This window comes from Microbacterium sp., assembly GCF_047606385.1.
GTDB lineage: Bacteria > Actinomycetota > Actinomycetes > Actinomycetales > Microbacteriaceae > Microbacterium.
Window position 1 is genome coordinate 18,789 of sequence record NZ_JASGEL010000026.1, and the last position, 20,541, is coordinate 39,329.

The following is a 20,541-nucleotide window of genomic DNA, read 5'->3' on the forward strand; positions in this document are numbered from 1 at the left end:
CGGTGCGCCGAACGGGCGGTCTCAGTGGTGGAAGGAGGGCCGGCGGCCCTCCTTCGGCATGGGCGAGGTGAGCCGGTCGAGGTAGGCGACCTCGGCGACGATGTCGGCGAGCAGCTTGTCGGCCATGTCCATGGACAGGTCGCGTCGCACCACGATGCGCGCCACCGTGATCTGCTGCAGGTCCGCGGGCAGCGGATAGGCCGGCACCAGCCAGCCGCGCATCCGCAGCCGGTCGCTCAGGTGGTACAGGTCCCAGTTCTCGGTGTGGCCGTCGACCATCGCCCACGCGAACACGGGGATGTCGCGTCCCTCGCTGATGAGCCGGAACGGCGCCATCGCCCCGATCGCCTGGGAGAGGTGCACCGCGACATCCTGCGCGCCCTGCTGCACGGCCGTGTAGCCGGCGAACCCGAGCCGCAGGAACAGGTAGTACTGCAGCAGCACCTGGGCCCCTGGCCGCGAGAAGTTCAGCGCGAAGGTCGGCATGTCGCCGCCGAGGTAGGAGACGCGCAGCACCAGATCGTCGGGCAGCCACCGCTGCTCCCGCCAGACGATCCAGCCGAGGCCCGGGTAGACGCCGCCGTACTTGTGGCCGGACGTCGAGATCGAGTGCACGCGTTCGAGCCGGAAGTCCCATTCGACGTCCGGCTGCAGGAACGGCGCGATCATCGCCCCGGAGGCGCCGTCGACGTGGATCGGCACGTCGAGGCCGGACCTGTCGCGGATGCCGTCGAGGACCCGGGCGATCTCCCGCACCGGCTCGTACGCCCCGGTGTAGGTCACCCCCATGATCGCGACGACACCGATCGTGTTCTCGTCGACGTAGGACTCGAGGTCGTGGCCGTCGAGGACGGGATGCTCTGCGCTGATCGGGACGAGCCGCATCTCCACATCCCAGTAGTTGCAGAACTTCTCCCAGCACACCTGCACGGCGGCCGACATCACGAGGTTCGGCGTGGCGGTGTCCTTCCCCGCCGCGCGGCGCGCGTGCTGCCACCGCCGCTTGAAGGCGAGGCCGGCGAGCATGCACGCCTCGCTGGATCCGGTGGTCGAGGTGCCGATCGCGTCGTCGGCGCTGGGGGCGTGCCACAGGTCGGCGAGGATGCGCCAGCAGTGGTCCTCGACGGCGGCGGTCGAGGGGTACTCGTCCTTGTCGATCATGTTCTTGTCGAACGTCTCGGCGTACAGCCGGTCGGCCTCGTCGTCCATCCAGGTCGTGACGAAGGTCGCGAGGTTGAGACGAGCGTTGCCGTCCAGCAGCGACTCGTCGTGCACGATCCGGTAGGCGGCCTGCGGCGACATCGGCTCGGCGCCCAGCCGGTTGCGGGCCAGCGACCGCTCCGTCATGCGGAGCTCGGCGGACTCGAGCTCGTCATCCACGGTCGACGTCCTCGTCGTCGGCCGCCGCGGCGAACCGATCGGTCGCGGCGCGCAGCGCCGCCGCGATACCGGGCTCGCTCGCCGCATGGCCGGCATCCGGCACGACCACGAACTCCGCCTCCGGCCAGGCGCGGTGCAGATCCCATGCCGTCATGATCGGCGTGCACACGTCGTAGCGGCCCTGGACGATCACACCGGGGATGTCGCGGATGCGAGCGGCGTCCTCGATGAGCTGCCCTTCCCGGAACCAGCCGTGGTGCACGAAGAAGTGGTTCTCGATGCGGGCGAACGCCGTCGCCGCGTCCGGGTCGGTCATGGCGCCGACCGTGCCGGGGTCGGTGCGCAGCGTGAGGGTCGCCGCCTCCCACGTGGTCCAGGCGAGCGCCGCCGGGCGGTGCACGGCCGGGTCGGGGTCGCTGAGCCGCCGGTGGTAGGCCTCGATCATCCGCGCCCGCTCCAGCACCGGGATCGCCGCCAGGTAGTCCTCCCACAGATCGGGGAAGATGGCGCTCGCGCCGCCCTCGTAGAACCACTCCAGCTCGTGACGGCGCAGCGTGAAGATCCCGCGCAGCACGATCTCGCTCACCGCGTCGGGGTGCGCCTGCGCATAGGCCAGGGCGAGCGCGCTGCCCCAGGATCCCCCGAAGACCTGCCACCTCTCGATTCCGAGGTTGCGCCGCAGCAGGTCGATGTCCGCCACCAGGTGCCATGTGGTGTTGTAGGCGAGGTCGGCGTCGGGGGCGCTCGCGTGGGGGGTGGAGCGGCCGCATCCGCGCTGGTCGAACAGCACGATGCGGTACCGCTCGGGGTCGAAGAACCGGCGGTGCCAGTCGCTGGTCGCCCCGCCGGGCCCGCCGTGGAGGAACACCGCCGGCTTGCCCTCGGGGTTGCCGGACTGCTCCCAGTACAGGCGGTGGCCGTCGCCGACCAGCAGCGTGCCGGTCTCATACGGTTCGATGGGTGGGTACAGCACATCGTCGAGCTCGCTCACCGTCATAGGCTCACGGTACTGTGCGGACCGGGCGCAGACACGGATCCGGGCGGATCCGACGAGGGGAGGCGCGGATGGAGCACCTGATCGTCGTCGTGGTCGGCGTCGTCCTGATCGCGGTGGTCACCGCGCTCGGCCAGCGCATGAACATCGCGTCCCCGCTCGTGCTCGTCGCGATCGGGCTGCTGCTGGCGGTCGTGCCGTTCGTCCCGAATCTGGGGACGATCGATCCGGACTGGATCCTCGTCGGCGTGCTGCCGCCGCTGCTGTACTCCTCGGCGATCAACCTGCCGGCCATCGAGTTCCGGCGCGATTTCACGCCGATCGCGGGGCTGTCGGTGCTGCTGGTCGTGCTCAGCGCCGTGATCCTCGGCTTCTTCTTCACCTGGGCGATCCCGGGGCTGAGCCTGCCGCTGGGCATCGCGCTGGGTGCCATCCTCAGCCCGACGGACGCCGTGGCGACCTCGATCGTCAAGCGGATGGGCATCTCCCCCCGGGTCGTGACGCTGCTCGAGGGCGAGAGCCTGCTCAACGACGCCACCGCGCTCGTCCTGCTGCGCACGGCCACCGCCGCGATCGCCGCCAGCTTCTCGTTCGGCGTGGCCGTCGGGGCGTTCGTCTGGGGCGTCGTGATCGCCGTGATCATCGGCGCGGTCGTCGGATGGGTGAATCTGCGCGTCCGCGCGTGGGTCGCCAACTCGGCCGCCAACACGGCGCTCAGCTTCGCGCTCCCGTTCATCGCCTACCTGCCGACCGAGGAGCTCGGGGGCTCGGGACTGGTCGCGGCCGTCGTCGCCGGCATCGTCACCGGCCAGGGGTCGGCGCGGTGGCTGACGGCGGAGCAGCGCATGAGCGACCGGCTGAACTGGCGCACGATCGAGCTGATCCTCGAGGGCGGCGTGTTCCTGGTCATGGGACTCGAGCTCTCCGACGTCGTGACCAAGAACTTCGCGGAGCACGACGGGCTCTGGCACGGCACCTGGCTCGCGCTGGCCTCGCTGGGCATCATCGTCGTCGTGCGCGGCGCGTACGTGACGTTCCTGCTGTGGCGGCAGGGCGCCCGTGCCCGGAGGTACGCGCGGATCGACCTCGACCGGATCGGCTCGCGCCTGGACGCGATGGAGCGCGGGGAGGATCCGCCGGCGGAGGAACGGGCGGGACGCCGGGCGCCGGCTCTGCCGGACGATCCGGTGAGGCGGGAGCGACGGCTCACCGGCATCCGTCGCCGGGTGACCCGCATGGGCGCCGATCTCGACTACTACCGCGACTCGCCGCTGGGCTGGAAGCACGGAGCGGTCATCGTGTGGGCGGGGATGCGGGGGGTGGTGACCCTCGCCGCCGCCCAGACGCTGCCGACCGACACCGACCACCGGGCGCTGCTGGTGTTCGTCGCGTTCATGCTCGCCACCGTGAGCCTCCTGGTGCAGGGCTTCACGCTCGTCCCGCTGGTGCGTCTGCTCGGCATCCGTGGCACGGAGGCGGGCGAGACGGAGGACGGCGACCAGGCCGATCAGCTGCAGGACGAGCTGCGCGAGGCGGCGTCGGCCGCCCTGCGCGACCCGGCGCTGCGGCACCGCGACGGCACGCCCTTCGACGCGGAGATCGTGCGCCGGGCGGGTGAGCGGTTCGTCGAGCCGCCCGACGAGGCCGCCACCGCCACCGCGCAGGAGTTCCTGCGGCTGCGCCTGGCGCTGATCGAGGCGCAGCGGCGCCGGCTGGTCGAGGTGACCGCGTCCGGCCGCTATCGCACGTCCTTGCTGCGTCGGACGCTGGCGGAGCTCGATGCGGATCAGATCAGTCTCGAGCTGAAGATCGCCGGCGGGGCGGCCGAGTGAACGGCTCCGAGCATCCCGGGGGGAGAATGGACGCACGAGGAGGACGGCCATGACCGCGACGCATGCGCACCCGGCGTCCGAGGGATCAGCCCCGGAGACGAGCCCGCTCACGCTGCCGCACGTCGCCGCCGAGTGCCCGACGTGCTTCCACGAGCAGGATCACGACTGGTGGCGGGCCCGGCCGGCCGGCGCCCGCCTCGTCGGCATCGTCGTCACGCGCGAGGGGATGCCGTCGGTCGCCCTGCAGCGGGAGCAGCTCGCTCGGTTCGGGGTGCCGATCCACGGCTTCCGCCATCCGGCGCCGGAGACCCTGGAGAGCTGGGAGCAGCGGTTGACGCGGCTGTTCGGCAGCCTCGGCACCGGCGACGTCGTCGTGGTCACCAGCGTGCACGCGCTCGGCCGGGACATCGACGAGGAGACCCGCACGGTCGCGGAGCTGCGCCGGCGCGGGGTCGTCGTGAAGGTGCTCAGCCACGGCGGGCGCCACCTGTTCGACGCCGGCCGCTGAGCTCAGCGCGCCAGCAGCCGGCGAGGTGGTCGTCGACCATGCCCGCCGACTGCATCAGCGCGTGCATGGTCGTGGGGCCCACGAACCGGAAGCCGCGGCGACGCAGCTCGCGGCTGAGCGCCCTCGAGGCGGGGGTGGTCGCGACCAGGTCCGCGAGCGCACGCGGACGCGGTCCGGCGGATGCCGGCGCGAACGACCACAGCAGGGCGTCGAGCTCGCCGGCCGGCATGGCGGCGACCAGGGCGGCGTTGCCGATCACGGCCTCGATCTTGGCGCGGTTGCGGACGATGCCGGCGTCCGCCATCAGGCGCTCGACGTCGCCGGGGCCGAACGCCGCGACCGCGACGGGCTCGAAGTGCGCGAACACCTCGCGGAACCGCGGGCGCTTGCGCAGGATCGTGATCCAGCTGAGCCCCGCCTGGAACCCCTCGAGGCTGAGCTTCTCGAACAGCGCCCGGTCGCCGTGCAGCGGGGCGCCCCATTCCTCGTCATGATAGCGGGTGTACTCCGCATCCGCGCCCGCCCAGCCGCAGCGTGCGCGTCCGTCGGCGCCGGTCACCAGATCGCTCACCGCGCGCTATCGCTTCTTGTGCAGCGACTTCTCCGACACCGGGGCCTCGCCCGACGCGGCGAGCGCGGCGTAGTACGCGGCGGCCTCCTCCTGCCGCGCACGCTCGGCGCCGGAAGCGATGGGCGCACGCACGTGCTCGGGCGCGAAGCCCCAGGCGTCCACGAGATCCTGCGCGTGCGGGCGCAGCCGGGCGCACAGCCGGTCGATGTAGCGGGTGACGGACGCCGCCCGCTGCGCGGACAGCCGCCCCGCGATCAGATACCAGGCGAGGTGCTTCTCGATCAGTGAGAGGCCGAACAGGTCACGCAGCCAGGTGAGCACCCGCAGCGTGCCGCCGTCGGTGACCGCGTGCAGGGCGTCCGTGAACGCCTCCCACTGCAGCAGCTCGCCGTGGGCCCGGGCGGCTTCGATCAGCTCGGCCTGGTTCTCGTTGAACAGGGCGGCGGCAGCGGCCGGCGACAGCTTGGACGCCGGCCGCAGCCGGGCGGCGAGGTCGGCGACCATCTGCTGCACGCGACCGGCGAGCAGCTCGTGCTGCGCGTCCTCGCGCAGGCCGAGCTCGACGGAGCGCGCGGTCGAGCCGAGGTCTGCGACGGTCTGCCCGAGGCGGCGCAGGCCCGCGCCGTGGAACAGCTTGCCCGCCGTCTGTCCCACGGCGTAGCGCGCGAGCGTGCCGGCGTCCGCCCCCGTGAACTGCTTCGCGAAGTCGCCCAGCAGACGCTTGCCGACCAGCTGCAGCAGGATGTTGTTGTCCCCTTCGAAGGTCGCGTACACGTCGAGGTCGTGGTGGAGCCCGGTGAGCCGGTTCTCGGCGAGGAAGCCGGAACCGCCGCACGCCTCGCGGCAGTCCTGGATGGTCTCGAGCGCGTTCCACGTGCTCAGCGGCTTGAGGGAGGCCGCGAGGGTCTCGAGATCCTCCCGCTCGGCGGGCGTGTCGGTGCGACCGCTGAACACGCCGTCGAACTTGCGCAGGAACTCGTCGTGCGCGAAGGCCTGCGCGTAGGCGGTCGCGATCCGCGGGATGAGCCGGCGCTGGTGCTTGCCGTAGTCGAGCAGCACGACCTCGGGCGTGCCGGCGCCGGAGTCGAACTGGCGACGCTGATTGCCATAGGTCACCGCGATCTTCAGCGCGAGCGCGGCGGCCGTGGTCGACGCGCCGTCGAGCGAGATCCGGCCCTGCACCAGCGCTCCGAGCATCGTGAAGAAGCGTCGCCCCGGGCTCGGGATGTCGCTGGAGTAGGCGCCGGAGGCGTCGACCTGGCCGTATCGGTCGAGGAGGTTGAACCGCGGCACCCGCACCCGGTCGAAGTGCAGCCGGCCGTTGTCGATGCCGTTGAGGCCGCCCTTGACGCCGTCGTCCTCGCCGCCGACGCCGGGGAGGAACTCGCCGTTCTCGTCGCGGATCGGCACGAAGAAACAATGCACGCCGTAGTTGACGCCGCCGGTGATCAGCTGGGCGAACACGGTCGCAGCCTTGCCGTGCAGCGCGGCGTTGCCGAGGTAGTCCTTCCACGCCCCGCGGAACGGGGTGTGGATCACGAACTCCTCGGTGTCCGGGTCGTAGGTGGCGGTCGTGCCGATGGCGGCGACGTCCGAGCCGTGGCCGGTCTCGGTCATGGCGAACGCACCGGGGAGGGTGAGGTCGGCGGCATCCCGCAGCCAGGCGTCGTGGTGCCGCTTCGTGCCCAGCTGCTGGATGGCGGCGCCGAACAGGCCCCACTGCACCCCGGCCTTGATCTGCAGGCTCGGGTCGGCGAGCACGAGCTCCTCGAATCCGGCGATGTTGGCGCCGTTGTCGCCGAGGCCGCCGTACTCGACCGGGTACGCCCGCGCCGATGCGCCGTTCTCGACCAGGAGGCGGAGCTGTCCGAGCACTCGTTCGCGGTGCTCGGCGACGGTCTGGCCGCTGATCTGCCAGAAGGCGGGGTCCTTGATCATCTCGCGCGCCTCACGGCGCGTGCGCCCCCAGGTGCCCAGGAGCATGTCGGTGACGGCGTCGACGTCGATGCGCGGCTCGGCGGCCTCCTGCGCGCTGTGCGGCGCGGTCGGGGCGCCGCCGGCCGGGGTGCGGGTGCTCGCGGCGGGCTTCTTCGAACGGATGAGGGCGTCGGCCATGACGTCACCTTTCGGTGTGCGGACGGAGTCGCTATCGACCGTAGGACTCCCACAACATCCGCCCAACTCGGTTGGACCAGCCGCACAACTCGCACCGGGCAGGTGGCGTCCTCGGATTGTGCGGACCCCACACCGCTCCCCGGCTCCCGGCACCCGGCTCCCGGCTCCCGGCTCCGCCGATTCTGAGGAGATCCGGGTTCCTGAGGAGGATGCCGGGGGCGAAGGCCCTCGGCATCCCGGATCTCCTCAGAATCGAGACGCTCGGGATGCCGCACGACGGGCGGGATCGGTCACGGCGCGGTGAGCCCGTCACCGTGCGAGATGCAGCCCCTGGGCGATCGCGCGCATGATGAGGTCCTGCACGAAGGGCCAGTCGTCGATGACCTGTGCGTACGTGACCCGGATCGTGTGGTACCCGTGGAGGGCGAGCGTCGCGTCGTGTGCGATGTCCGATGCCCGTTGCGCCCCGACGTGATGGCCGCCGTCGATCTGCAGCACGAGTCGTTTGCCGATCAGGAAGTCCACGCGATGTCCGAGGATCCACGCCTGCGGCACGATCGGCAGCCGCAGCCATCGCAGCCGCGTCACGACGATCGTCTCGAGCCCGGAGTCGGACCACGGCGTCACGTCGTCGCACAGCTCGCGCGCGACGGGACCCAGCGGCAACCGCCTCATCGCGGCGAGGTCGACGTCGCCGCGGCGGAGCGCTGATTCCCAGATCGCGCGGGCCCGCTCGTACGGCTGACACGCGGCGACGAGGGCCAGCACGTTCTCGATCGGATCCTCGAGCCGGTCGGGATGCCGTGCGACCGGAGGGAGCGCCCAGTGCACGTGCCCCTTCCCCGGGCACACGCCTCCTGCGTGCGGTGACGCGCCGAGGTGCGGCTCACCGTCGTGGAGCACCCAGAGCCCCCGCCGTTGAGCCTGGGTGACACATGTGAGGACGACACCGGCCCGCGCCGCGGCGACCAGGAAGGGATCGGCATCGGGGAGGGCCACCCACCCCTTGCGCACGCGCCGCAGCGCCCCGGCATCCACCGCCGTCGCGATCACGTGCGGGCTGCATCCGTGCGCCACCAGCAGCCGGACGCGCGTGACGCCGCCCTCGCGTCGCGCAAGGGCGAGCGCCTCGGCGATGCGCTGGACGGTGCGGTCGGCGGTCATCTCCCCAGCGTGGCGAGGGGGACGACGCGACGGACACATCGACCGCCGATTGTGGATGCGGCGGCAACCCGGGCGGCCTGGGGAGAAGACCCTGGAGGCACCGCCCGGCTCCCGGTTCCGCCGATTCTGAGGAGATCCGGGTTCCTGAGGAGGATGCCGGGGGCGAAGGCCCTCGGCATCCCGGATCTCCTCAGAATCGAGACGGTGGAAGGGGGCGCGCGCGGGACTACAGCTCCAGACCGTGGCCGAAGCGGAAGAGCGGGTCCTCGGTGTCGAAGGGCACGTCGGGACGGCTCGCCGAGACCGACGCCATCGAGCGCGGCACGTCGAACGGCAGCCTGCCGCGCGCAGGGGCCTCGCCCGACAGCACGTCCAGCAGAGCGGCCGCGCTGGCGCCCCAGTTCGCGGTGACCGCGGCTGCGGCATCCACCACCGGGGCGAGGATCGCGGGACGGTCCAGGAACACGTCCACGACAGTGGGCACGGATGCCGACACCTCCGCGATGTGCGCGAGCGTCTCCGGCGCGAAGTCGAGCGAGCCCGCGTGGAAGAAGTTCTCGAACATCGTCCCGCGCTCCTCGTACGGAGCCTGCACCCGCAGGATCGCCAGGTCCGCCTCGGCCGGAGTCGCCACGACCTCACCGTATGCGGCCGCCGACTCGGCGGGGATCCCCTCGACGTAGAGCTTCACGCCGCGTGCGAACGGCAGCACGCCCTCGTTCGACAGCACGGCGACCGACGCCTGCTGGGCCGCGAACCCGGCCGCACGGAACTCCGCGTTGCCGACGATCGCGTCGGCGGCCTCGACGTCCACGTACGGGTTCTCGAACAGCCCGAGCACGAACTTCTCGCGCAGCAGTCGTCGCACCGAGACGTCCAGGCGCTCCTCGGCGACCTCGCCCGAGCGCACGAGCTCGAGCAGCACGTCGGTGCACGACTCCCCGCCGAGCTGATCGACGCCGGCGTCGAGGATCTTCTTCACCCGCTCCGGGCGGGACAGGCCCTCCACGCCCCAGGCACGGGCCGGGAACGGCTGACCGAAGATCTCGGCGTCGCTGACCAGGCCCCAGTCGGTGCAGACGATGCCGTCGAAGCCGAACCGCTCCCGCAGCAGGCCGGTGAGGACGGACTTGTTGAACCCGAACCCGACCTCTTCGTAGGCGGTGCCCACCGGCATCCCGTAGTACGGCATCACCTGGCTCGCGCCGGCCTCGAACACGGCGGCGAAGGGCTTCAGGTGCAGCTCGAACGCGTCCCCCGGGTAGACCTGCTCACGGCCGTACGGGAAGTGCGGGTCCTCGCCGTCCTTCTGCGGACCCCCGCCGGGGAAGTGCTTGACCATCGTCGCGACCGAGCCGGCGCCGAGCGTCTCGCCCTGGAATCCGCGCACGTACGCCGCGCCGAGCTCGCCGGTGAGGTCCGCGTCCTCGCCGAAGGTCTGCAGCGCCCGCGCCCAGCGCGGCTCGGTCGCGAGGTCGACCTGCGGATGCAGGGCGACGCGGATGCCGACGGCGGTGTACTCGCGCCGTGCGATGTCGCCGAACGCGCGCACCAGCTCGGCGTCGCGCGTCGCGGCGAGGCCCAGCGGCTCCGGCCATTGCGAGAACGGACCGGCCATCATCGCCGCCCCGGGGTTCTCGCTGAACGAGTGCCGCGGGTCGGTGGAGATCGTCACCGGGATGCCGAGACGGGTCCGGGCGGCGAGCTCCTGCAGCGCGTTGTGCCACCTCGCGATCGCCCCGGCGGAGGGGGCGACGCCGAGCAGGTTGAAATGGCTCATGTGCCGCACCGACACGTATTCGTCGGTCGAGGGCAGGCCGAAGGCGGGATCGCCGTCGGAGAGCTCGCCGTCCGGGCCCATCGTGATCATGGTGTGGAAGAACAGGCCGACCTTCTCCTCGACGGTCATCTCCGCCAGCAGCAGCTCGACCCGCTCGGCGACGGGCAGGCCGGCGTCGAGCCAGGGGCGGCCGGTGGTTACATCCGACATGGTCACTTCACTCCCTTGATGCGGTAGACGAGGACGGCGCCGGCGAGCGCGACGAGCGCGCCGAACAGGTACCAGGTGGTGTAGCCGCCGAGGGCGGTCGCCGAGCCGACCGCGATGATCGCCGGGGCGACGGCGGGCGCGATCGACTGCGGGAGGGCGTTGGCGATGTTGAGGACGCCGAGGTCCTTGGCCACGTCGTCGGGGTTGGGCAGCACCTGCGTCGCGAGGGCCAGGTCGACGGACAGGAACGACCCGGCGCCGAGGCCGATGATCGCCTGCGCCAGGATGAGCACGGGGATGCTGGGCGCGAACGCCAGGAGCACGAGCCCGACGACCATGATGACGCCCGCGATCGCGACGAACGGACGCCGCTTGCCGATCTTGTCGGAGAGGATGCCGCCGATCGGGCTGGAGATCATCATGGCGGCCATGGAGGCGAGGTTCGCGATGAGGATCGTGCTGATCGCGGCCTGCTCGTCGAGACCGAAGCTGGTGACCAGGTAGTAGGGCAGGTAGGTCGCGATGCCGGCGTAGCCGAACATGACGAAGAACTTGGTCAGCCACGTCCAGCCGAAGTCGGGGTGCGTGACGGGGTTGAACACGAACGAGCCGAAGAACTGCCCGATCGTGAACCGATGCGCCGGCTTCACGGTCAGCCGGCGGTCCTTGAGCATCACCACGAAGACGACGGCGAGCACGAGCGCGATCGCGGCCGGCACGACGAAGCGCAGGAAGTCGTCGGAGATGAAGTTCATGAGGAAGCTGCCGGCGAGGATGCCGACCGGCGTGGTGATGCCGATGATGCCGGAGACCTTGCCCCGGTGCGCGGTGGGCACCTGGTCCGGGAGGGTGGCGTTGGCGGCCGCCAGCAGTGCGTTCATCGACGTCTGCGCAAGGCACCAGCCGATCAGGACGACCCACACCGAGGTGGCGGGGCGCCGATGAGCAGGAACGCGCCGAGGCCGACGATCGCGCCGCCGAGGATCCACGGACGGCGCATGCCGAACGCGGAGGTCGTGCGATCCGACAGGCGCCCGGCGAGCGGGTTGGCGATCAGCGCGAACAGCGCGCCGACGCCCAGGATGAGGCCGAGGTTCCCGGTGGCCTCGCCCTCCGCGGAGATGTGCTCGACCTTGAAGGCCATCGACACGAGCACCGGGGTCAGCAGGGCGATGTAGACGCCGAAGTTCACCGCCGCCAGACCGGGCGTGTAGAAGCGGGGAGTGCGCCGCGGGGCGGCTCCCGGCGCTCGGAATCCTCGGGTACCGATGATCGCCTCTTGGGCGCCCGGCGACAGCTCTGTCATGTCGTGTCCTTTTCGCGTCCGACGCCTTCCGCGCGTCGACCGTGACGCGGCGTCGGCAGTACGCTACACCAATACCCGACCGATTGGTAACTATTTATCGACCGGGTGGTAGCGTCAGGGGCGGGCGCAGCCGCCCGATAGCCTCGATGGAGAGGATGCTGATGGCCACCACGACGACTCCCGTTGCGCGCACGCCGCGCGGCGAGCGACGACGGCAGCAGATCCTGGACTCCGCCGCCGTCCTGTTCGTCGAGGCGGGCTATCGCGCCACCTCGCTGCGGGACATCGCCGCGGCCGTCGGCATCAGCCATCCCGGGCTGCTGCGCCACTTCTCCTCGAAGGACGACGTGCTCCGCGAGCTCGTCGAACGTCTCGAGGCCGCGAACGAGAGCTGGTTCCTCGCGCACGAGCGCGTCGACCATCCGATCACGGCGGTCGACATCGCCCGGCGCAATGCGGAGCAGCCGGGCTATCTCGCCCTGTTCAGCGCGCTGGCCGGCGAGGCGACGACATCCACGCACCCCGCGCACGAGCGGATGGCACGCCGCTATGCCGGCATGCGCTCGCGCGCCCACGGGGTCGCGGGCGCGGCGGGCTCGTTCCTGCCCCTGGGCGCAGGTCGAACGGTCGCCGACGAGAGCGTGCGGCTCGTGGCCGGCTGGGACGGCCTGCAGCTGCTGCAGCTCTACCTGCCCGACCGGGTCGAGGTGGTGCGCGAGCTCGAACGGCACCAGCAGCTGATCGCGCGACCGTACGCGTGGGGGATCGGCACGGCCGCCGCCGCCCCGGGACCGATCCCCGTGTTGCGGCTCGACAGCGCCGCAACCCCGGAGCCCGCCGGCAACACCGCGGGCCGTGCGCGGCGCGAGCGGATCGTCGCCGACGCCATGGCCCTGTTCGCGGCCGAGGGATATGCCGACACGAGCATGCGCACGATCGCGGAACGGGTCGGCGTATCGAAGTCGTCGCTGTTCCATCACTACCCCACCAAGGAGGACCTGCTGCGGGCGGTGCTCGCCGCGCGCGACGACGAGATCTCCCAGCGCCCGCTCACGCCGGCGTCCTCGGCGGCCGAACTGCTGCGGGATCTTCCCGTCGGGGCGGCCGTCAACGCCGAGCGAGCACCCGGACTGATCGAGGTGTACAGCGTGCTGTCCTGTGAGGCGACGGCGGCACGGCATCCTGCGCACGACTACTTCCGCGCACGTTTCGACAGCGCGCTGGACGCCTTCCGCGAGCTGTTCGCCGCCGCGGCCCGCGACGGCGACCTGCCAGCCCATCGGGACCCGGAGCACGAGGCCATCTGGCTCGTCGCGTTGTGGGACGGCCTGCAGATCCAGTGGCTGTACGACCGCGACGGGATCGACGTCGCCGCACAGCTGGCCGCGCATCTGGACGACGTGCTGCCGAGGCGGTGAGCGGATGCGACGCCCTCGTAACCGGACATCCCCGCCGGCTCATGGTGCGAGGCGCTCGGTCTCGGATGAAATCCCCTGGTTCGGCAGGTCGAGGGGTCAGACGTGGCCGGCGATCACCGCCAGGACGGCGTCGCCGTAGGCCTCGCGCTTCTTCGCGCCGATGCCCGTGATGCCCTCGAGGTCGGTGGGCTGTGACGGGCGATGCTCGGCGAGCGCACGCAGCGTCGCGTCGCCGAACACGATGTAGGCGGGCACCCCCTGCTCTCGAGCGGTCTCGGCACGCCAGGCGCGCAGGGCCTCGAACAGGTCGCGGTCGCCGTCCGCGACGTCGGCGGAGGCCGCGGGCTTGCGCACCCGCGTCGCGCGGCCGATCACGTCATGGCGCAGCGGCACCGGGGTCTCGCCGCGGAGCACGCCGCCGGCCTCGTCGCCGAGGGCGAGCGTGCCGTACTCGCCCTGGGCCACCAGGATGCCGCGGGCCAGCAGCTGCCGCACCACCGAGCGCCAGTCGGCGTCCGAGAGGTCGTTCCCGATGCCGTAGGTGGTGAGCCGGTCGTGCCCCATGCGGCGGACGCGCTCGGTGTCGGCGCCGCGGAGGATGTCGATGAGGTGGCCGGCGCCGAAGGCCTGGCCGCGTTCGCGCTGCAGCCGCACGATCGTGGAGAGCAGCTTCTGGGCCGGGACGAGCCCGTCGAAGGTCGCAGGCTCGGTCAGGCAGGTGTCGCAGTTGCCGCACGGCTGGGACGGCTGGCCGAAGTAGCCGAGCAGGTTCTGCCGGCGGCATCCGACCGTCTCGCACAGGGCGAGCATCGCGTCAAGGTGCTGTCCGAGACGCATCTTGAACGCCCGGTCGCCGGGGCTCTGGTCGATGAGCCGTCGCTGCTGCACGACGTCGCCGAGGCCGTACGCCATCCATGCCACGGCGGGCTCGCCGTCCCGGCCCGCGCGGCCGGTCTCCTGGTAGTAGCCCTCGACCGACTTCGGTAGGTCGATGTGGGCGACGAAGCGCACATCGGGCTTGTCGATGCCCATGCCGAACGCGATCGTCGCGACCATGACCACGCCCTCGTCGCGCAGGAACCGGCTCTGGTTCGCCGCCCGCACCCCGGCGGGAAGCCCCGCGTGGTAGGGCAGCGCGTCGACGCCCTGCCCGCGCAGGTATTCGGCGGTCTGCTCGACGCTCTTGCGGCTGAGGGCGTAGACGATGCCGGCGGCACCGGTCGGCTGGTCGCGGATGAACGCGACCAGCTGCCGTCGGGGGTCGACCTTCGGCTCGATGCGGTACTGGATGTTCGGCCGGTCGAAGCTCGCGACGAAGTGCCGCGCGTCCGACAGCCGCAGCCGCTCCGCGATCTCGCGGTGCGTCTCACGGGTGGCCGTGGCCGTCAGCGCCATGCGCGGCACGCCCGGGAAGACGGTGGCGAGCTCGCCCAGCTGCAGATAGTCGGGACGGAAGTCGTGGCCCCACTGCGACACGCAGTGGGCCTCGTCGATCGCGACGACGCTGAGGCGCCCGCGCTGGAGCAGCGCGGTGGTCGTCGGCAGGTTGAGCCGCTCGGGGGCGACGTAGAGGAGATCGAGGGAGCCGTCGAGGTAGGCCTGCTCGACCGCCTGCCGCTCGCCGGGCAGCTGAGTCGAGTTGAGGTAGGCGGCGCGGACGCCGTTGGCGACGAGGGCGTCGACCTGGTCGTGCATGAGCGCGATGAGCGGGCTGACGACCAGGCCGGTGCCGGGGCGCACGAGCGCGGGCACCTGGTAGGTGACGCTCTTGCCCCCGCCGGTGGGCATGAGCACGATCGCGTCGCCGCCGGCGATCACGTGGTCGACGACGGCGGCCTGGTCGCCGCGGAACGCGTCGTAGCCGTAGACCTCCTTCAGCACCGCGCGCGGGTCGGTCCCCGTGAGGTCGCGTCGCGGGGCCTGCCCGTGCGCGGACGTGAACGGCCCGAGCGTCTCGTCGTCGGGCGGGGCTTGCTCGTCGTCGGGAGCCCAGTCGTCCGGCGGCGTCCAGTCGTCGGGGAGCGCGGCGAATCCGGCGTCGGGCCAGGGCTCGGGATGCGGCGTGCTCACCCTCCCAGCGTAACGAGCGGGTCCGACAGCCCGGCGCCGCATCCGCTGTCTGCGACGTCGCGTCAGGGGAACTCGGCCTTGAGCTCGACGATGCGGCGCGCGGCGGCGTCGACCTGCGCGGCGAAGGCGGGGTCGGACTCCGCGGCCTGCAGCACGGCGTCGTACATCTCCGGGAAGACGCCGGCGTCGGCCGACACCAGCAGCAGGTCGACGCCGGCGCGCACCGCGAGCACCGCCCGGTCGCCGGGACTCCACGCGGCGACCTGGGCGGTCGCGGACAGGTCGTCGGTCATGACGACGCCGTCGAATCCGAGCTCGTCCCGCAGCAGAGCGGTGACCACCGCCGACGAGAACGCGGCCGGAGCCGACGGGTCGATCCCCTGATACACCGCCGTCGACACCATGACGACCGCGGGACCCTCGGCCAGCAGCGTGCGGTAGGCGTCCACATCCGGCGAGGACGCCGTGATCTCGGTGTCGACCACGTCCGCGGAGTAGTCGGTGTTCGCGGTGGTGCGGCCGAGCCCGGGGAAGTGCTTGAAGGTGGGGAGCACGCCCGCGGTCCGCATCCCCGTGGCGAACGAGCCGGCGCAGTCGACGACGGATGCCTCGTCGTAGCCGTAGTTGCGGTGGAGGCGCCCGATCGGGGCGTTGTCCCGCTCGGTGTCGGGGCTCGTGACGATGTCGGCGACCGGGGCGAGGTTCATCGTGACGCCCGCCTGCGCGAGCGGGGCGCCCCATCGCTGCGCCTCGGCACCGACCGCGTCGCATCCCGCCTGCGCCTGCGTGAGCGCCGTGGGCATGTCGTCGAAGCCGGGACCCGACAGCACCTGCACGTCGCCGCCCTCCTGGTCGGTGGCGACCCACAGCGGCGGTGAGCCCGCGGGGTTCGCGGCGGTGAACTGCGCGACCAGGTCCGCGGTCGCCGCGGAGCCGGCGTCCGAGCGCCCGCGCAGGAATATGCCGCCGATGGCATCCTCGGACACCGCAGCGAGGGCCGTCGGGTCGACGCCGTCCGCAGGCGTGCCGACCATGAACAGCTGACCCACGCGCTGCGCGAGCGTCATGCCGGCGATCGGGTCGTACGTCGGGGTCGCCGTGGGAGTCGGTGCCACGGCGGTGGCTGTCGTCGGCGCACCGGCGGGCTCCGCGACGCACCCCGACAGCAGGAGTGCCGCGACCATGATCACCGGCGCGAGACGACGGGTCCTCACAGCCGCACCACCTCGGTCACGTGCACCGCCGCGGCCCCCTCCTCGGCGGATGCGCCGAGGTCGACCTCGGCGCGGATGCGCCAGTCGTGATCCCCGGCGGGGTCGTCGACGGTCTGCTCGACCCGCCATATGCCTTCTACCGCATCCTTCTCGTCGATGAGGCACAGCGCCGGCGACCGCGCCGGCCCTCCGGTGAGGATCTCGTCGTGGTCGGCGTAGTAGGCGTCCAGCGCGGCGGGCCAGTCGACGTCGGGATCCAGCGCCGACAGGTCCTCGTCACGCTGCAGCGCGGCGAGCTGGATGCGCCGGAACAGCTCGTTGCGCACGAGCACCGTGAACGCCCGCCGGTTCGCGACGACCGACGGGGGCGCCGGCGGGACGACCACGGCGTCGGCATCCGCGGGGTTCACGAGCGACTCCCACTCGTCGACCAGGCTCGAGTCGACCTGACGCACGAGCTCGCCGAGCCAGGCGATCACGTCGAGCAGCTCGGGGGTCTGCGCCTCGGCGGGCACCGTCTGCCGGATCGCCCGGTAGGCGTCGCTGAGGTAGCGCAGCACGAGCCCCTCGCTGCGGCCGAGCTGATACCAGTTCACGAACTCGGCGAACGAGAACGCCTGCTCGAACATGTCGCGCACGACCGACTTGGGTCGCAGCTCGAAGTCGCGCACCCACGGCTGGCTCGACGCGAACGTCTCGAAGGCCTGCGCCAGCAGCTCCGCCAGCGGCCTCGGGTAGGTGATCTGCTCGAGCAGCTCCATCCGCTCGTCGTACTCGATGCCGTCGCGCTTCATGGCCCCGATCGCCTCGCCGCGCGCCCGGAACTCCTGCTGGGAGAGGATCGCGCGCGGGTCGTCGAGCGTCGCCTCGATGACGCTCACGGCATCCAGCGCATAGTGGCCGGTCCCGGCCGACATCGGCGAGGTCGTCACGGCGCCGTCCGGGTCGAGCAGCGAGATCGCGGCGAGCGCGAACGGCGACAGCGGCTGGTTGAGGGCGAAGTTCGGCTGCAGATCGACGGTGAGACGGATGCCGTCGCCCGTCGCCTCGACCACGCCCGCGACCCGCAGCGTGCGGAAGACCGCGAGCGCCCGGCGCGCGAGCGCGTACCGCTGGGCCCGGGTCTGGTGGTTGTCGAAGACGAGCGAGCGCACGTTCGCGAACACGTCGCCGCCGCGGGCGATGACGTTCAGCAGCATCGCCGCGGTCAGCTGCAGCTGCGGCACGAGCGGCTCGGGGACGCCGTCGCGCAACCGTTCGAAGGAGCCCTCGCCCCAGTTCACGACCCCGGTGGGCGCCTTCTTGCGCACGATCTTCTTGCGCTTGGCCGGGTCGTCGCCCGCCTTCGCGAGGGCGACGGCGTTCTCGATCTCCCACTCCGGCGCCATCACGACCACATTGCCGTGCGGGTCGAAGCCGGCGCGACCGGCCCGCCCGGCGATCTGGTGGAACTCTCGGGCGGTCAGCTGGCGCATCCGCGTGCCGTCGTACTTGCTCAGCGCGGTGATCAGCACGGTGCGGATCGGCACGTTGATGCCGACGCCGAGCGTGTCCGTGCCGCAGATCACCCGCAGCAGTCCGCGCTGGGCGAGGGTCTCGACGAGACGGCGATAGCGCGGCAGCATCCCGGCGTGATGCACGCCGATGCCCGACCGCACGAGCCGCGACAGCGTCTTGCCGAACCCGGTGGTGAACCGGAAGCCTCCGATCTCGGCCGCGATCTCGTCCCGCTGCGCGCGGGTGGCGACCTGCACGCTCGCGAGGGCCTGGGCCCGCTCCATGGCGGCCGCCTGCGAGAAGTGCACGATGTACACCGGCGCCTCCCGCTCGTCGAGCAGCGCGGCGACGACCTCGTGCACCGGGCGCCGCTCGTAGGAGAAGTGCAGCGGCACCGGGCGCTCGACCCCGGTGACCTCCACGGCGGGACGGCCGGTGCGCCGGGCCAGATCCTCCGCGATCCGGGTCGTGTCGCCGAGGGTCGCCGACATCAGCAGGAACTGCGCGCGGCGCAGGAGCAGCAGGGGCACCTGCCACGCCCAGCCCCGGTCGGGGTCGCCGTAGAAGTGGAACTCGTCCATGACGACCAGGTCGGCCGAGGTCTCGGCTCCTCCGCGCAGCGCGAGGTTCGCGAGGATCTCCGCGGTGCAGCAGATGATGGGCGCGTCCGGGTTGACGGCGGAGTCGCCGGTGACCATGCCGACCTGCTCGGCGCCGAAGATGTCGACCAGGGCGAAGAACTTCTCGCTGACCAGGGCCTTGATCGGCGCCGTGTAGTAGCTGCGGCCGCTGCGGGCGAGACCGGCCGCGTGCGCGGCGACGGCGACCAGCGACTTCCCGGTGCCGGTCGGCGTCGACAGGATCACGTTCGCGCCCGACACCAGCTCGATGACGGCCTCGTCCTGCGCGGGGTAGAGCGCGAGCCCGCGTCCGCTCACCCAGTCCACGAACGCGTCGTAGACCGCGTCCGGGTCGTCGCCGGCCGCGCGGGCGGTCTCGAGCAGGCTGGTCACCGTACCGAGTCTGCCGCACCCCGCGTGTCATAACTCCTCCTGCGTCGGGAACGGTCGCAGCCTCCGGCCCGCGAATCGGCGGCTGCCGCCGGTTCCGGCCGCGGACGAGGCGGAGTTATGACACGCCCCGGCACGGCGTAGCGTGAGCAGCACCGGAGAGGAGTCCCGATGCCGCTCGAGAACGTCACCGTCCGCCGCGACGACGAGGCGCGCCGCTACGAGATCCTCGTGGGCGACGCGCCGGCGGGGTTCACCGAGTTCGAGGTCGACCCGGAAGGGAGGCTGGTCTTCCCGCACACCTCGATCGACCCCGCCTTCGCCGGGCACGGCCTCGGCTCCGTGCTCGTCGAGCAGGCGATGGCCGACGTCGCCGCCCGCGGCGAGACGGTCGTGCCGCGGTGCCCGTTCGTCGTCAGGTACCTGCGCTCGCACGAGGTGCCGGGGCTGCGGGTCGACTGGCCGCACCCGCGGACGGCCGACGGGCCTGCGCGATGACACGTCTGGACGCGGGGCCGGAGACCGTCGAGGGGGCGGTGGGCGCCTCGGGTCCGCGCGCCGTGCTGCTCGCCTCCCGCGAGGTGCCGCTCGGCGGCGTCCGTGCGATGGAGGTGCACCGCGCGCTCCCCCAGCGCGAGCTGCCGATGGTCGGCGCGTGGTGCTTCCTCGACCGGTTCGGGCCGCAGCGGGCACGCATGCGCGTCGAGCCGCACCCGCACATCGGCCTGCAGACCGTGACGTGGCCGCTGGTCGGCGAGGTGCGGCACCGCGACGCCGTCGGCAGCGACGTCGTGATCCGCCGCGGCCAGCTGAACCTGATGACCAGCGGCGAGGGCATCTCCCACTCCGAGTACTCGGTCGGCGACGGAGAGGTGCCGCTGGACGCCCTGCAGCTGTGGGTCGCGCTGCCCGAGTCGCGACGGCACGGCGAGCCGGCGTTCGAGCGTCACGAGCGTCTGCCCGAGGTCGCGCTGGGCGCGGACGCCGCCGCCACCGTCGTGATGGGCTCGTTCGCGGGCGTCGCCTCCCCGGCGAGCGCGTACACGCCGATCGTCGGCGCGGAGGTGCGGGTGCCGGCCGGGACGAGCGTGGAGCTGCCGCTGGAGCCGGCGTGGGAGCACGCGGTCGTCGGGGTGGCCGGCGACGTGACGGTGGATGCCGACGGCCCACGGGCCGTGGCCCCGCTCGAGCTGCTGTACCTCGGCGCGGGGCGCGCCGGGGTGACGGTGCAGGCGGCGTCCGCCGCCACCCTGTTCCTGCTGGGCGGCGCACCGTTCGAGGACGAGATCGTCATGTGGTGGAACTTCGTGGGCCGCACGCACGAGGAGATCGTCGCGGCTCGGCAGGACTGGGAGGCGGGGGCCGCCCGCTTCGGCCACGTGGTCGGACACGGCGCCGAGCGCATCCCGGCGCCGCCCCTGCCGCACGTGCGGCTGACCGGCCGGCGCCGGCGGCTCTGAGCGCCCGGCGGC

The 20,541-nt window shown here is 72.1% G+C and carries 16 protein-coding genes; 5 read left to right on the forward strand and 11 right to left on the reverse strand.

The window, feature by feature from the left end; all coding sequences use genetic code 11:
- Window positions 1-21 precede the first annotated feature (21 nt).
- Both QM626_RS02740 and pip read right to left on the reverse strand, forming a co-directional pair.
- A complete protein-coding gene (locus QM626_RS02740; protein ID WP_415073744.1) occupies window positions 22-1,347 on the reverse strand; it encodes a glutamate decarboxylase in 1,326 nt (441 codons plus the stop codon).
- A gap of 25 nt (window positions 1,348-1,372) precedes the next feature.
- Complete coding sequence (gene pip / locus QM626_RS02745; RefSeq protein ID WP_415073712.1) at window positions 1,373-2,377, reverse strand: prolyl aminopeptidase; 1,005 nt, start codon at window positions 2,375-2,377, stop codon at window positions 1,373-1,375.
- Between the two features lie 68 nt (window positions 2,378-2,445).
- On the opposite strand from pip, the gene QM626_RS02750 reads away from it, so the two are divergent.
- A complete protein-coding gene (locus QM626_RS02750; protein WP_415073714.1) occupies window positions 2,446-4,206 on the forward strand; it encodes a cation:proton antiporter in 1,761 nt (586 codons plus the stop codon).
- Between the two features lie 49 nt (window positions 4,207-4,255).
- Window positions 4,256-4,714, forward strand: a complete 459-nt coding sequence (locus tag QM626_RS02755) for a recombinase family protein (protein ID WP_415073716.1) — start codon at window positions 4,256-4,258, stop codon at window positions 4,712-4,714.
- On the opposite strand, the gene QM626_RS02760 is transcribed toward QM626_RS02755, so the two are convergent.
- From QM626_RS02760 to QM626_RS02785, 6 genes are all read right to left on the reverse strand, one after another.
- Complete coding sequence (locus QM626_RS02760) at window positions 4,674-5,285, reverse strand: DNA-3-methyladenine glycosylase I (protein ID WP_415073718.1); 612 nt, start codon at window positions 5,283-5,285, stop codon at window positions 4,674-4,676. The genes QM626_RS02755 and QM626_RS02760 overlap by 41 nt on opposite strands.
- 6 nt (window positions 5,286-5,291) lie before the next feature.
- Window positions 5,292-7,400, reverse strand: coding sequence for an acyl-CoA dehydrogenase (locus QM626_RS02765; RefSeq protein ID WP_415073720.1), 2,109 nt, complete (start codon window positions 7,398-7,400; stop codon window positions 5,292-5,294).
- A gap of 309 nt (window positions 7,401-7,709) precedes the next feature.
- Complete coding sequence (locus tag QM626_RS02770) at window positions 7,710-8,564, reverse strand: DUF559 domain-containing protein (RefSeq protein ID WP_415073722.1); 855 nt, start codon at window positions 8,562-8,564, stop codon at window positions 7,710-7,712.
- 226 nt (window positions 8,565-8,790) lie between these two features.
- Window positions 8,791-10,554 (reverse strand): glycoside hydrolase family 3 protein, encoded by a 1,764-nt coding sequence (locus QM626_RS02775; RefSeq protein ID WP_415073724.1) that lies wholly within the window; start codon window positions 10,552-10,554, stop codon window positions 8,791-8,793.
- 2 nt (window positions 10,555-10,556) lie between these two features.
- On the reverse strand, window positions 10,557-11,435 hold the full coding sequence (locus QM626_RS02780) for an MFS transporter (protein WP_415073726.1): 879 nt from the start codon (window positions 11,433-11,435) through the stop codon (window positions 10,557-10,559).
- Window positions 11,436-11,461: 26 nt separating this feature from the next.
- Window positions 11,462-11,860: an MFS transporter gene (locus QM626_RS02785; RefSeq protein WP_415073728.1), complete on the reverse strand. Its 399-nt coding sequence runs from the start codon at window positions 11,858-11,860 to the stop codon at window positions 11,462-11,464.
- 161 nt (window positions 11,861-12,021) lie between these two features.
- Between QM626_RS02785 and QM626_RS02790 the strand changes: the two genes are divergently transcribed.
- The gene (locus QM626_RS02790) at window positions 12,022-13,278 is read left to right on the forward strand and encodes a TetR/AcrR family transcriptional regulator (RefSeq protein ID WP_415073730.1); all 1,257 of its coding nucleotides are present in this window, start codon (window positions 12,022-12,024) and stop codon (window positions 13,276-13,278) included.
- A 96-nt stretch (window positions 13,279-13,374) separates the two neighbouring features.
- Here the strand turns inward: QM626_RS02790 and recQ are convergent, their stop codons facing one another.
- The 3 genes from recQ to QM626_RS02805 are packed head-to-tail and all read right to left on the reverse strand — an operon-like array spanning window position 13,375 to window position 19,072.
- Window positions 13,375-15,390: a DNA helicase RecQ gene (recQ, locus tag QM626_RS02795; protein ID WP_415073732.1), complete on the reverse strand. Its 2,016-nt coding sequence runs from the start codon at window positions 15,388-15,390 to the stop codon at window positions 13,375-13,377.
- Between the two features lie 20 nt (window positions 15,391-15,410).
- The gene (locus QM626_RS02800) at window positions 15,411-16,562 is read right to left on the reverse strand and encodes a glycoside hydrolase family 3 N-terminal domain-containing protein (RefSeq protein WP_415073734.1); all 1,152 of its coding nucleotides are present in this window, start codon (window positions 16,560-16,562) and stop codon (window positions 15,411-15,413) included.
- The gene (locus QM626_RS02805; RefSeq protein WP_415073736.1) at window positions 16,559-19,072 is read right to left on the reverse strand and encodes a DEAD/DEAH box helicase; all 2,514 of its coding nucleotides are present in this window, start codon (window positions 19,070-19,072) and stop codon (window positions 16,559-16,561) included. The genes QM626_RS02800 and QM626_RS02805 overlap by 4 nt, the downstream gene beginning before the upstream one ends.
- Window positions 19,073-19,240: 168 nt before the next feature.
- Between QM626_RS02805 and QM626_RS02810 the strand changes: the two genes are divergently transcribed.
- Window positions 19,241-19,567 (forward strand): GNAT family N-acetyltransferase, encoded by a 327-nt coding sequence (locus QM626_RS02810; protein ID WP_415073738.1) that lies wholly within the window; start codon window positions 19,241-19,243, stop codon window positions 19,565-19,567.
- Window positions 19,564-20,529 (forward strand): pirin family protein, encoded by a 966-nt coding sequence (locus tag QM626_RS02815; RefSeq protein WP_415073740.1) that lies wholly within the window; start codon window positions 19,564-19,566, stop codon window positions 20,527-20,529. Before QM626_RS02810 ends, QM626_RS02815 begins: the two co-directional genes overlap by 4 nt.
- Window positions 20,530-20,541: the final 12 nt, after the last annotated feature.

What these genes read in the sequence shown, in the direction of transcription:
- QM626_RS02750 (WP_415073714.1), top strand. Translation starts at nt 2,446, where the DNA reads ATGGAGCACCTGATCGTCGTCGTGGTCGGCGTCGTCCTGATCGCGGTG.
- QM626_RS02740 (WP_415073744.1), bottom strand. Translation starts at nt 1,347, where the DNA reads ATGACGGAGCGGTCGCTGGCCCGCAACCGGCTGGGCGCCGAGCCGATG.
- pip (WP_415073712.1), bottom strand. Translation starts at nt 2,377, where the DNA reads ATGACGGTGAGCGAGCTCGACGATGTGCTGTACCCACCCATCGAACCG.
- QM626_RS02775 (WP_415073724.1), bottom strand. Translation starts at nt 10,554, where the DNA reads ATGTCGGATGTAACCACCGGCCGCCCCTGGCTCGACGCCGGCCTGCCC.
- QM626_RS02780 (WP_415073726.1), bottom strand. Translation starts at nt 11,435, where the DNA reads ATGAACGCACTGCTGGCGGCCGCCAACGCCACCCTCCCGGACCAGGTG.
- QM626_RS02815 (WP_415073740.1), top strand. Translation starts at nt 19,564, where the DNA reads ATGACACGTCTGGACGCGGGGCCGGAGACCGTCGAGGGGGCGGTGGGC.
- QM626_RS02770 (WP_415073722.1), bottom strand. Translation starts at nt 8,564, where the DNA reads ATGACCGCCGACCGCACCGTCCAGCGCATCGCCGAGGCGCTCGCCCTT.
- QM626_RS02790 (WP_415073730.1), top strand. Translation starts at nt 12,022, where the DNA reads ATGGCCACCACGACGACTCCCGTTGCGCGCACGCCGCGCGGCGAGCGA.
- QM626_RS02755 (WP_415073716.1), top strand. Translation starts at nt 4,256, where the DNA reads ATGACCGCGACGCATGCGCACCCGGCGTCCGAGGGATCAGCCCCGGAG.
- recQ (WP_415073732.1), bottom strand. Translation starts at nt 15,390, where the DNA reads ATGCGGCGCCGGGCTGTCGGACCCGCTCGTTACGCTGGGAGGGTGAGC.
- QM626_RS02810 (WP_415073738.1), top strand. Translation starts at nt 19,241, where the DNA reads ATGCCGCTCGAGAACGTCACCGTCCGCCGCGACGACGAGGCGCGCCGC.
- QM626_RS02785 (WP_415073728.1), bottom strand. Translation starts at nt 11,860, where the DNA reads ATGACAGAGCTGTCGCCGGGCGCCCAAGAGGCGATCATCGGTACCCGA.
- QM626_RS02765 (WP_415073720.1), bottom strand. Translation starts at nt 7,400, where the DNA reads ATGGCCGACGCCCTCATCCGTTCGAAGAAGCCCGCCGCGAGCACCCGC.